11 protein-coding genes are annotated in these 11,118 nt (G+C 39.9%); 7 read left to right on the forward strand and 4 right to left on the reverse strand.

Annotation, left to right across the window (positions count from 1 at the left end):
- Window positions 1-87: 87 nt before the first annotated feature.
- Together V7K25_RS27995 and csaB are read right to left on the reverse strand one after the other, a co-directional pair.
- A complete protein-coding gene (locus tag V7K25_RS27995) occupies window positions 88-1,563 on the reverse strand; it encodes a glycosyltransferase family 87 protein (protein WP_335162669.1) in 1,476 nt (491 codons plus the stop codon).
- 230 nt (window positions 1,564-1,793) lie between these two features.
- A complete protein-coding gene (gene csaB, locus V7K25_RS28000; RefSeq protein WP_335162695.1) occupies window positions 1,794-2,837 on the reverse strand; it encodes a polysaccharide pyruvyl transferase CsaB in 1,044 nt (347 codons plus the stop codon).
- Window positions 2,838-3,035: 198 nt separating this feature from the next.
- Between csaB and V7K25_RS28005 the strand changes: the two genes are divergently transcribed.
- The 5 genes from V7K25_RS28005 (at window position 3,036) to V7K25_RS28025 (ending at window position 6,469) form a co-directional block, all read left to right on the forward strand.
- Window positions 3,036-3,293 (forward strand): hypothetical protein, encoded by a 258-nt coding sequence (locus tag V7K25_RS28005; protein WP_335162671.1) that lies wholly within the window; start codon window positions 3,036-3,038, stop codon window positions 3,291-3,293.
- A gap of 131 nt (window positions 3,294-3,424) precedes the next feature.
- Window positions 3,425-3,760, forward strand: coding sequence for a DUF2499 domain-containing protein (locus tag V7K25_RS28010; RefSeq protein ID WP_335162673.1), 336 nt, complete (start codon window positions 3,425-3,427; stop codon window positions 3,758-3,760).
- Window positions 3,757-4,056 (forward strand): DUF3593 domain-containing protein, encoded by a 300-nt coding sequence (locus V7K25_RS28015; RefSeq protein WP_335162674.1) that lies wholly within the window; start codon window positions 3,757-3,759, stop codon window positions 4,054-4,056. The genes V7K25_RS28010 and V7K25_RS28015 overlap by 4 nt, the downstream gene beginning before the upstream one ends.
- A gap of 54 nt (window positions 4,057-4,110) precedes the next feature.
- The gene (gene hisA, locus V7K25_RS28020; RefSeq protein WP_335162676.1) at window positions 4,111-4,884 is read left to right on the forward strand and encodes a 1-(5-phosphoribosyl)-5-[(5-phosphoribosylamino)methylideneamino]imidazole-4-carboxamide isomerase; all 774 of its coding nucleotides are present in this window, start codon (window positions 4,111-4,113) and stop codon (window positions 4,882-4,884) included.
- Between the two features lie 445 nt (window positions 4,885-5,329).
- The gene (locus V7K25_RS28025) at window positions 5,330-6,469 is read left to right on the forward strand and encodes a sensor histidine kinase (RefSeq protein ID WP_442948122.1); all 1,140 of its coding nucleotides are present in this window, start codon (window positions 5,330-5,332) and stop codon (window positions 6,467-6,469) included.
- 595 nt (window positions 6,470-7,064) lie between these two features.
- Here the strand turns inward: V7K25_RS28025 and V7K25_RS28030 are convergent.
- Window positions 7,065-8,144 carry a hypothetical protein gene (locus V7K25_RS28030; protein WP_335162678.1) on the reverse strand — a complete coding sequence of 360 codons (1,080 nt, stop codon included), beginning with the start codon at window positions 8,142-8,144 and terminating at the stop codon, window positions 7,065-7,067.
- 53 nt (window positions 8,145-8,197) lie between these two features.
- The gene (locus V7K25_RS28035) at window positions 8,198-9,181 is read right to left on the reverse strand and encodes a hypothetical protein (protein WP_335162680.1); all 984 of its coding nucleotides are present in this window, start codon (window positions 9,179-9,181) and stop codon (window positions 8,198-8,200) included.
- Window positions 9,182-9,724: 543 nt separating this feature from the next.
- Here V7K25_RS28035 and V7K25_RS28040 point away from each other — a divergent pair.
- Both V7K25_RS28040 and V7K25_RS28045 read left to right on the forward strand, forming a co-directional pair.
- Entirely contained in the window at window positions 9,725-10,477 is a 753-nt protein-coding gene (locus V7K25_RS28040; RefSeq protein WP_335162682.1) for a response regulator transcription factor, read from the forward strand.
- Window positions 10,478-10,530: 53 nt separating this feature from the next.
- Window positions 10,531-11,118: PAS domain-containing protein (locus V7K25_RS28045; protein ID WP_335162684.1), on the forward strand; the 588-nt coding region annotated here is incomplete at its 3' end.

The following is an 11,118-nucleotide window of genomic DNA, read 5'->3' on the forward strand; positions in this document are numbered from 1 at the left end:
TGATTTTAAACTTTAGTATCAATATGAGCAAATAATTACTAATTCGTAATTCCTAAGTCCTAGCAACTATGAATTACGAATTACGAATTATATCTCAACTCGATTCAAAGGTTCAAATTTTATCACCTGTTTTTGACGAAGGGAAGTAATTGCTAAGACTAAAATACTTAGAGTGATTCCTAAAACCGCATAACTTGGTAGGGCGAAGATAGTTATTTTCATAATGTATGGCAATTCCCCTGCTTTCACGTTCCATCGGTTTGCTAGAGAGTGGATAAGCCAGCCATGAATAACTGCTGTTTGCACTGCAAGACAGCAAACCCCTGCTAACCAAACAGACATTCTTCTCCTAGAAAATTTACAATTTCTGATCTGATATAGCAAATCATTTAGCAAAAAAACAACAGCAGGTATTAACATCACAGAACTAGTTTCTTGCGAATAGGTGATGCCAATACTCAAGCAAGAAACTATTGCCATTTCTGTTAAATATATTTTTTTTGACCAGTCGGTGAGAGATTGCTGTAGATACCAATACCAACCCGCCAAGCCAAGAAGTATCAAAACAATTAAGTTTGACAAAAGCTTGGCAAAGAATGGATTATTGGGAAGTAATCTTGGCCCCACAACCATCAAATCGAGACGACTGATCGATATATAAGGGCTAACTGCGGGATCGTTTTGCCAGAGGGAAAATCCACGAAATGCATCCGACACGAATTGTGTTAAAGAATTACCTGTCAAGGCTAGACCTAAAAATGCTAAACAAGTTACTGTAATAACAGATACAAAAACTAGAGAGAACCGTCTTTTCAGTAGAAAATACAGAACGAATAATGCAGCTAATGTTGGTTTAAAAAGGGCAATTCCCAAGCAAAATCCTGCTAGAATATCCTGATTTTTTCTAGCGAAGATAAACATCCATAAGATAAGAACTACAATAAAAATTGCAACATTACCAACTTGAAGATCGCGAACTACGCCATAAATCAAGGCAACCGAAATTGTGCAAATAGTTCTGAAAGATCGTGATTTAGACTCTAGTAATATATTCGCTCCCCATAAGGCCAAACCGATTGCTAATATATGCATTAAAATCGAGATTTTAAATGCAGTATTCATCGAAAAATAACCGAGAAACCAGATGATAGGAATAATATTAGGTGGATAGACAAACGGTGGAAGAAAGCCACACACCGTAGTTATGGTACAGAAAGTCTGATTAAAAATCTCGACATTAAAAGGACTCACATGCTGATGAGCCAATTTACTCGCCACATAATACCACTGAAAATCCCATAAAGGTGGATTTGGCTGGTTTAGGAAATAAAGTAGCCAACCTGTATAACAGAGGAATCTTGTAACGACTAATACAACACCTGCCTGGAGGAGGAAGTTAATAATTGGTTGACTAAAAAATCGTATCAACCGTTGCATCACTGAAGATTTTAAGAATAAAGAATTTTTCCAGGCTGCTTTTTCTTCATCTAATCGCCAATTATTTTTGAGAACTAAAGCAACTAAAATTACTATAATTAGGTTCCAAAAACCAAAGCTTATCATTATAATTCTTTTTGCATTTGGTAAATAATATCGCTAAAGTGCATCTAGATAATAAATGCTGAGATATTTATAACTCTTTCATAAAATTTTTAAAATTATTTCCTTGCCGGCAAAATAATAATTAATAAAAACCGGAAAAGAGGTATTTACGTAGATACACAACATGATTATTTTGTACAGGGTATAAGTTATATAATTTTTGCATTTTATTAGCTCTACATTGTTTAATTTTACTTATTACATAGAGCGTCGCTCAACAACTCGCGGTGCATTAATGCTCTATCTACTAAAGATTGTATTTGGTCTGGTGATAATGGATCGCCATTAGCGTAATGCTCCATCCAAGTCAGACTAATCAAATTGGGGTCATCTGGTAAACTAGCTAAATCCCATCCAGGCATTTCCAAGTCTTCCATGAGACGGTTTACTTTAGGATCGTAACTGAGAGCAAAGCAGCGACAACCTTCCGCAGCTGCCATAATCAAGCTGTGTAGGCGCATCCCAATTGCCATTTCCACGCCGCGAAACACACCTTTCAAAAGTTGCGGATCTTCCAGACATAAAATCTTGCTAACATCTTTAAGGTGTGGTTGAATAGCTTCGGCAATACTTAAATCTTCACTTTTTTGAAATGGTAATAATAAAATAAAAGTTTGCGTAGCTTTTTGGAAGTCAACCAAAGCACGAGTTAAATTTGCTAGGCGTGTTTCTGTAAGTTGGGGATGCGATCGCAACGTTAGTGCAACTCTCGGCGCAGGTAAATCCCAAAGTCCCGGTACTGGTTTCGACTCCAATGCCCAAACCGGGTCAGGAGCTATAATACAAGGAATTTGCCAATCAGATAATAAAGCAGCACTGGCGCGATCGCGGACACTAATTTTGGTACAATTACCAAAGGTTTGCCGTGCCAACCAACGAGTTTGCGGACGCACTAACGGGCCAATCCCCTGCGCCCAAGCTACAGTTTTCAAACCCATTTTCTGTGCCAATGCCATCAGTCCGCCATAATAAAATGGGCTGATGGTACTAGTAACATCCTGAATGAGACTCCCGCCGCCCCAAATCAAGGCATCACTTGAGCGTAAAGCTTGCAGTACAGGTAAAGGAGCCATGCGATCGCAAGTTTCTACATTGTAGCGATCGCGCGTTTCCTCTGGATTACCCGAAAGTACCACAGGGGTTACATGAGATGGTAACATTTGCAAAAGCGTTGCCAACAAAGCTTCGTCACCACCATTACCTTTACCGTAATATCCAGACAATAATGCCCGCATCTTGACCATTTTGGATTTTATATTTTGGATTTTGGATTAATAGTTATTATTAAATGAATTTTTGTCCCCGATACAGATGATAAACTCAATCCTAAGTTCTACTTTGAATAGTGCAGAAAATAGTTAGAACCCCCTCTGAACTCGGAAGTTGAACCTCTGAACTCGGACGTTGAACCTCTAAACTCGGACGTTGAGCCTTTGAACTCGGAAGTTGAGCCTCTGAACTCGGACGTTGAGCCTCTGAACTCGGAAGTTGAGCCTCTGAACTCGGACGTTGAACCTCTAAACTCGGACGTTGAGCCTCTGAACTCGGAAGTTGAGCCTTTGAACTCGGAAGTTGAGCCTCTGAACTCGGAAGTTGAGCCTTTGAACTCGGAAGTTGAGCCTCTGAACTCGGAAGTTGAGCCTCTGAACTCGGACGTTGAGCATCTGAACTCGGAATCTTTAAAATTCTAAAAGAACAAGCAAAGATTTTGTTTAAACAAATATAAAATTCCAGCTAAATATCATCTTGACACCACTACTCCTAACTCCTAACTCTTGTACAGACGCGATTAATCGCGTCTCTCCCAACTCCTAACTTTCTTATGCAAGCCCTATCGATTCCCACCTGGATTATTCATATTTCTAGCGTTATAGAGTGGATTGTCGCCATTTGGTTAATTTGGACTTACGGCGAACTTACTGGTAATCGCAATTGGTGGGGATTATCCCTTGCCATGTTACCAGCTTTAGTTAGCGCCATGTGTGCCTGTACCTGGCATTATTTCGACAACGCCGAATCTCTAGAATGGTTGGTAACGCTTCAAGCTACCATGACCTTAGTTGGTAATTTTACGCTTTGGGCAGCAGCGTATTTGATTTGGCGTTCTACCAAATCTTCTGACACTGTTGAACCAAAACCTATTAAATTAGAGCAATGATTTCTAAAGAAACCCTGTTTGCACTTTCACTGTTTCCCTATTTGGGTTTCTTGTGGTTTCTCAGCCGCACTCCGCAAATGCCGCGTTTAGCGCTGTATGGATTTTACGGTACTCTCGTCTTTGTTGCCATCACCATCCCAGCCGGAATTTATGCTGTATTGCATTATGGCAAATCTTTGGCAGATGTAGATTGGTTGCACGGAGGTGCAGAAGTATTTTTGACCCTTTCTAACATCTTGCTTGTGCTAGGTTTTGGGCAAGCTGTAAGGCAATTAAAAATCAACAAGGAAAACTAGAAACTCCAGCGATCGCTAGAGCTTTAATTGTATTGAGTTATGAGGAAGAAGTAAATGGATGTAATTCCAGCGATTGATTTACTAGAAGGGCGCTGTGTGCGACTGTATCAAGGAGACTACGATCGCTCGCAAGTTTTTAGCGATAATCCTGCTGATGTTGCCAAACAGTGGGTAGATCAAGGTGCTACCAGATTACATATAGTTGATTTAGATGGTGCTAAAGCAGGTAAAGTAGTAAACTTGGGGGCAATTGAAGCGATCGCTCATGCAGTGTCAGTGCCGATTGAAATTGGTGGAGGATTGCGCGATCGCACCAGCGTGCAACAAGTATTCAATCTAGGCATCCAGTGGGCAATTCTCGGTACCATCGCCGTAGAACAACCCCAGTTAGTGCAACAACTGTGTGAAGAATTTCCTGGACAGATTATTATTGGCATTGATGCCCGTAACGGCCGCGTAGCAACTCGCGGTTGGTTAGAAACCTCAGAAGTTTTAGCAACCCAACTAGCTGTACAAATGCAAGAATTGGGTGCAGCCGCCATCATTTACACAGATATCCACCGTGACGGTACACTTATCGGCCCAAATTTAGAAGCTTTGCGAGAACTTGCAGCAGTAATTTCTATTCCGATAATTGCCTCTGGCGGGGTAAGTTCTGTTACCGATTTGTTAAGTTTGTTAGCATTAGAACCTCAAGGCGTGACTGGTGTGATTGTCGGACGTGCCTTGTATACTGGAGATATTTTACTCAAAGAAGGATTACGAGCGATCGGGCCTGGACGGATTCAGGATATCCCCCCCAATCTCGGTTTTTCTACCTTTGCTTGACATTATTTTATTGAGAAAACCTGTGTTGGGTATCCCACAAAACCAGCAAAATTATCTCGCAAATATTAACCCTCGACTTTTTTGAAAAATCAAATCGGATTCCTATATGAACAGGACTTACGCAAACAATAGCCGAAATCCTGATTTTCAGGTAGGGGCAATTCATGAATTGCCCCTACTGTGTGTAGTTTTGCGTAAGTCCTAATCAAGAATAAAAGAGGACAATGAGACTTATTCTGTCTGCATCGTAGCCCTTTTTGTCTCCCCGTAAGATCCCTTACTTTGGGCTTAACCCGCCATATCAGCAATACCTTCGCCAAATCAAAAGCCTACAGTCCAGAAAATTTACCAGTTTTACCAAGATCATCCAGTTTTCAAAACTTTGTGGTTCAAATATCTGGGAATACTAACTTTAGGTTGACATGGTTATAGCTGATTTATCGCAATGAAAATATCTCACAAACTGCTTAGAAGTTTTGTTGGTATTTCCTTATTAACAAGCCTTGTTGGTGCGGTTGCGATCGCCCAAAACCATAAAATTGCTGAAACTCTGGCGATTACAGAAGCTGAACACGTTGCTCAAGTGCCCCAAGAGTCCAACTTTGACCTGCAAGCCCCCGTCACAACCAACGATGAAATCGGTATTTTAGCGACTGCATTCAACCATTTGATCGAACGCGTGAAAACACTGCTCACTGAAAAAGAACAACGTTCAACAGAACTTCAACAAGCTTTAACTGAGCTTCACAGCACTCAACAGCAACTCCTTCAAACTGAAAAGATGTCGAGTCTGGGGCAACTGGTCGCTGGAGTTGCTCACGAAATCAATAACCCAGTCAGTTTTATTCATGGCAACCTTACTTATATTGATAGCTACAGTAAAGACCTACTGAAATTGGTTCAGGCGTATCAGGCGCACTACCCCAATCCGCCCCAAACGCTCCAGGCAACTTTGAATGACGTGGATCTCGACTTTCTAAATGAAGACTTGCCCAAGGTAGTGCAATCAATGAACGTTGGCACTGAGCGGATTCGGGAAATTGTTTTATCTCTCCGTAACTTCTCCCGCCTGGATGAATCCGAATTCAAAGCTGTTGACCTTCATGAGGGGATTGACAATACGCTGCTGATTTTGCAACATCGCCTCAAGGCAATACCAGAGTCTTTGGCAATTGAAGTTGTTAAAGATTACAGTAAGTTGCCATTGGTTGAGTGCTATCCCGGACAACTAAATCAGGCATTTATGAACTTACTGGCGAATGCGATCGATGCGCTGGAGGAATCTTCTCAACAAACACAACTCCGTAAAATTTGGATTTCTACTGAAGTTAGGGCTGATAATCGGGTGCAGATTGCGATCGCCGACAATGGTTCGGGGATACCTGAAATAGTGCGATCGCGCATTTTCGATCCTTTTTTCACCACCAAACCCATCGGTAAAGGCACTGGCTTGGGCTTATCCATCAGCTACAAAATAGTCATAGAAAAACATCATGGCAAGATGTGGTGTGATTCCACATTAGGAGAGGGTACCAAATTTATGATTGAGATACCAGTTCATCAACCTGAATCAATGCGGAGATGACGGAGCTACTTGGTATCACTAGATTGTAGTTGTAAATCCTGCCCTGTTTTTGGGAACACTAGATAGTAAGATTTCAAAAATTAAGCCCTATGGTTAGCATTCCCGGATATCACGTTATATTACTTATTTTGTGCAGCTACCAAGCGATCGCTGACTCCTATATTAAGATTTATATTTATTCCGTTAAAAGTGAAGCTTTTTACAGACATAACATTATTTACTAAATTTTACTAGTTAAACTTAAATTTTCTATAATAGATTTCTGTAATCGACAATACCCGTAATTTAGATTAAATTATTGTAATAGACTTCAAAATTTAGGATTATGTCTAATCAAGAACAAAATTCCAATCAACCATTTAAGCAAACACAAGCTACCGGAACAAAGAAGAAGAAACCACAGCCTCCCGCAGACATCAAAAAACCAAACAAAACCGAATAAAAAGCAATATATAAAGTACATCAGAGCAAGCTCCTAGCTTGCGGGGAGGGGGTTGAGGGTGGGATTCAGTACTCAACCGAGAACCGCTATAGTTACTAGTAGAGACTTAAATTTAATTTAAGTCTCTACAATTGTCATTAAAAACAAATCAGCTTATTTATTTTTAACTTGAGTCTTTGCCTGCTCTAAAGCTATTTCTTTAATAGCCTGATATGAATTAACATTTGAAGTACCTTCAATAGCTTTAACTGCCAAATCCTGAACTTGTTTTAGAGCAGATTCAAGTTGTTTAGAAAGATTTTGAATCCGCGTCTCTTGATTAGTAATAGTTTGTTCTAAAGATTGCAGCCTTTGTTCATAGAAACGCTTTTGTCCTTCTACTTCTTTAGAATATAAATCTGATTTTACTTTAGCTTGGTAGTAGGCGATGCCTTTGCCTTCTTCTGTAGCTTTTTTGATAGCTGCTTCTTTATCTTTCGGAAAAGCCTCTACCTTTGCTTTTAATTCTTCAAATTGTTTCTCTCTCTCAGAAATTCCTTTCTCTCGTTCAGCCCACTGTTTTTCTGTTTCTTGTAATAATTCTTCCAACTGCTTATATAGTGCTTTCTGCTCTTGTTCATATTCGCCACTTTGCAATTGTCGCTGGAGTTCTAAATTATACTTATACTCTGAAGCATCGCGTTGCCGAGTTTTATTCAAGTTTTCATTACGCTCTTTTATCGTCCGTTGCTGTTCCTCTTGTTCTTTTCCCCAAGTATTCCTTTGCTCTAATATTTCTTGAAATAACAATTCAGAACGCTGGCTATATTCTTCCTGATAAGCTTTTATATTATCTTCATAGGCTTGGATGAGAGTATCCAAAATATCATCAGAGACTTCTAAATTATGCAGTTGTGTTAATTGTTGAATTTCTTCTTCTAAAGTTCGCCTTATTTCTTCTAACTTAGAAGATTTTATGGTTAGCTGTTCTGATAATTCATTAGCAGCACTGCCAAAACCTAATTGAATATTTGCCAAGCTTTCAATTGTATTGTTCATCTTCTGTTGGACACTAGAAAGCTGAATCATAGGTGTTTTTTGCTCTAATTTAGGCTGTTCTTTAGTTCCAGGCTGGTTTTCTTTAGCAACTTGTTCGAGTTGCGATTTCAGCGCTGCTTTTTCTTTAGCTAACTCCTCATACGCCTGAAGAATTTCTACTTTAGTACTCTTATCAGTCGGCTTTTTCACCACCACAACAAACCTCCTCTTCAGGAATTAAAAATGATTAAGATGCTACAGACTAATAACTATTTAGGATTAGAATTACCAAAAGCCCTCATAGCTAAATCTTGTGCTTGTTTTAATGCAGTTTGCAATTGAGCAGAAATACCTTCTATTTGCTCAGACTGTTTCTTAATTGTTTCTTCCAGAGATTTAATTTTTTGTTCATAACTTTGTTTATTAGCTTCCCACTCTTTATCAAATAAATCAGCCTCAACTTTAGCTTTTTGGCTTGTTTCTTTAATTGCTTCTTCCCTAGCTTTCTTAACGGCTTCTTCCAGTTCGTTAGGAAATTTAGTTACCTTTTGTTCATAGTCTGCAAAGAGTGGTTGACGTTCACCAGATATCTTTTCTCGTTCTGCCCAATCTTTATCTTTATTTTGAGAATTTTCTTGTATTTCCCTTTGTTGTTGGCGCTTTATCGCTTCGTAGCTATCTGTATTGAGTTTACGAGTCGTTTCTAACTTATACTGAGATTCTTCTTGTTCTTGCTGGCGCTCTTTGGCTAATAAATCGTTATATGCTTGGAGTTTCTCTTCATACTCTGCTTGCTCTTTTTGCCATTCTTTCCGCCTGATTGTAATTTCTTTCTCTAGTGTTTCCCTTTTGCTGATAGTATCTTGTTCTAGAGTTTTTAATTTTTCTTGGTGTTCTTGACTTAAAATGTCTAAAGTATCCGCAACAACTCTGATTTGTTGAAGCTCTTGTAGGCGTTGAGTTTCAATTTCTATAGCTCGGTTTAATTCATCTAACTTGGAATTTTCCTGAGCTAGTTTTTCAGATAATCCATTGAGAATACTGCCAAACTCCAATTGTAAATCAGCTAAACCTTTGACAATACTATCAACCGTATATGCAGAAGCTGTTTGCAGAATTTCTTGACTTTTTGCCTTTTCTGCTTCCTCTTGTTTAGTTGCTATTTTAGATTCCAGCTTTTTTCTTTGAATAATAATTTGTTGAAATGCTTGCATTAGTTGTTGTTTGCTGTCCTTGACTCCAACTGTAGTCATCTTCCAACTCCCTTCAATAGGCAATGATTTATTGGGTAGCAAGCCATACCAATGACTACCCTATGCAGACATCAGAATAGCTTTTTAATCTACATTTTTAACGCAGTGTAAATACGGAAAGATCAGCATAGGACACTTAGGTAGTACGAGTTTTCCACATATATGCCCTTATGTTTTTCAGGTATATCCAATAATGACCTAACCCCCAGCCCCTTCCCGATGCGGGAAGGCAGTAAGATTCAAAGCTAGAGATAGGTTGGAGCGTATTACATACAAACGAAAAGTGCTATAGTTTTCCCTTTGAGAAAATTAGTACTTTTGTACTAAAGTAAATATACCCAACTTAATCTGCTTTTGTCAAGACAATTAGAAGCTTGTAGCCACAGTGATTTTTGATTTACGAGGGTGCTGCGACTTATGTTACTTTTTGTAAAGAAAATCTAAAAGAATCAATCCTACTAGAAGCGTGGTTGCAGTAAAGCTAGATAATAGATTTAATCATCCTAATTGATACAAGCACAGTCCCAGACTTTTGTGATATCAATGTATACCAGTGAATCGACCAAATATTCTGCTAGAACGGACATTGGACAAACCAGCCGGATTCTAGTAGTAGAAGATGAAGAATTAATCCAGGAAATGCTAGCTGTAGCCCTTGAAGAGGAAGGTTATGGGGTGACAACAGCACCCGATGGGCGGTCTGCTATAGAGTATCTCAAAAGTTTTGAAACAAATTCGGGGGAACTTCCCTTTGATTTGCTCATTCTTGATTTGATGCTGCCGCAAATCAATGGGCTAGATATTTGCCGTTTGCTGCGTCATCAGGGAAACCCAGTACCAATTTTAATGCTGAGTGCTAAGGGTAGTGAAACTGACCGCGTGCTGGGGTTAGAGGTGGGAGCAGATGACTACCTGACCAAACCCTTTAGTATGCGTGAGTTAGTGGCTCGTTGTCGTGCTTTACTCCGCCGCCAACGCCTAAGTAATTTACCACCAGTACCAGTATTAAAATTCAAGGATATCACCTTGAATCCCCAAGAATGTCGCGTGCTGGTTCGTGGTCTCGAGGTGAATCTTTCCCCGAAAGAGTTCCGCTTGCTGGAACTGTTTATGAGTTACGCCCGCCGGGTATGGTCACGCGAACAATTGCTAGATCAGGTTTGGGGGCCAGATTTCGTTGGCGATAGTAAAACTGTAGACGTTCATATTCGGTGGTTGCGGGAAAAATTAGAGGAAGACCCCAGTCATCCCGAATATATTGTGACTGTACGAGGTTTTGGCTATAGATTTGGATAATTAGTTGGGATAGTTGTTAGTTTTTAGTAGTCACGAAGAAACTAACAACTTAAATGCTTTTATTGGGATTTTTTCTGGGTTTAGCGGTAGGCATTGGGTTTTGGGTTTGGCAACAGGTTCAACTTAACCGTTACCTGGAGCGCTTACTCCGACCGTTAACCTCGCATTCTTATAAGATGGGACTGCTGCTGATTCCTGGGTTGCGGCAGGAAATAGCGATGGTAAAGCAGCAGCGCCAAGATTTGCAGCAGTCGTTGCAAACTTACCAAGACCTGCTAGATTTTGCACCAGTGGGATATTTGCAGGTGGATGAAGAAAATCAACTACTGTGGTGCAATCGACAGGCGCAGGAAATTTTGTATCTGCACTGGCAACCAGAACAGGTACGCTTGTTACTGGAGTTGGTAAGGTCTTATGAACTTGACCATCTAATTGAGCAAACTCGTGATTTACAAAAACCACAGACGGGAGAATGGATATTTCATCCATCTTGTGATGATGCGGCAGAGATGGCAAGAATAAAATCTTTGGCTTTGCGGGCATCTAGCTTGCCTTTACCCAATGGACAAGTGGGAGTCTTTTTAGAAAATCGTCAACCCCTATTAGATATAAATCAAGTACGCGATCGCTCTTTTTCTGAT

It is taken from the genome of Nostoc sp. (assembly GCF_036919495.1).
GTDB lineage: Bacteria > Cyanobacteriota > Cyanobacteriia > Cyanobacteriales > Nostocaceae > Nostoc.

Bases quoted from the DNA above. Each gene is read 5' to 3' on its own strand.
- V7K25_RS28035 (WP_335162680.1), bottom strand. From the start codon at position 9,181: ATGACTACAGTTGGAGTCAAGGACAGCAAACAACAACTAATGCAAGCA.
- hisA (WP_335162676.1), top strand. From the start codon at position 4,111: ATGGATGTAATTCCAGCGATTGATTTACTAGAAGGGCGCTGTGTGCGA.
- V7K25_RS28010 (WP_335162673.1), top strand. From the start codon at position 3,425: ATGCAAGCCCTATCGATTCCCACCTGGATTATTCATATTTCTAGCGTT.
- V7K25_RS28025 (WP_442948122.1), top strand. From the start codon at position 5,330: ATGAAAATATCTCACAAACTGCTTAGAAGTTTTGTTGGTATTTCCTTA.
- V7K25_RS28015 (WP_335162674.1), top strand. From the start codon at position 3,757: ATGATTTCTAAAGAAACCCTGTTTGCACTTTCACTGTTTCCCTATTTG.
- V7K25_RS27995 (WP_335162669.1), bottom strand. From the start codon at position 1,563: ATGATAAGCTTTGGTTTTTGGAACCTAATTATAGTAATTTTAGTTGCT.
- csaB (WP_335162695.1), bottom strand. From the start codon at position 2,837: ATGCGGGCATTATTGTCTGGATATTACGGTAAAGGTAATGGTGGTGAC.
- V7K25_RS28040 (WP_335162682.1), top strand. From the start codon at position 9,725: ATGTATACCAGTGAATCGACCAAATATTCTGCTAGAACGGACATTGGA.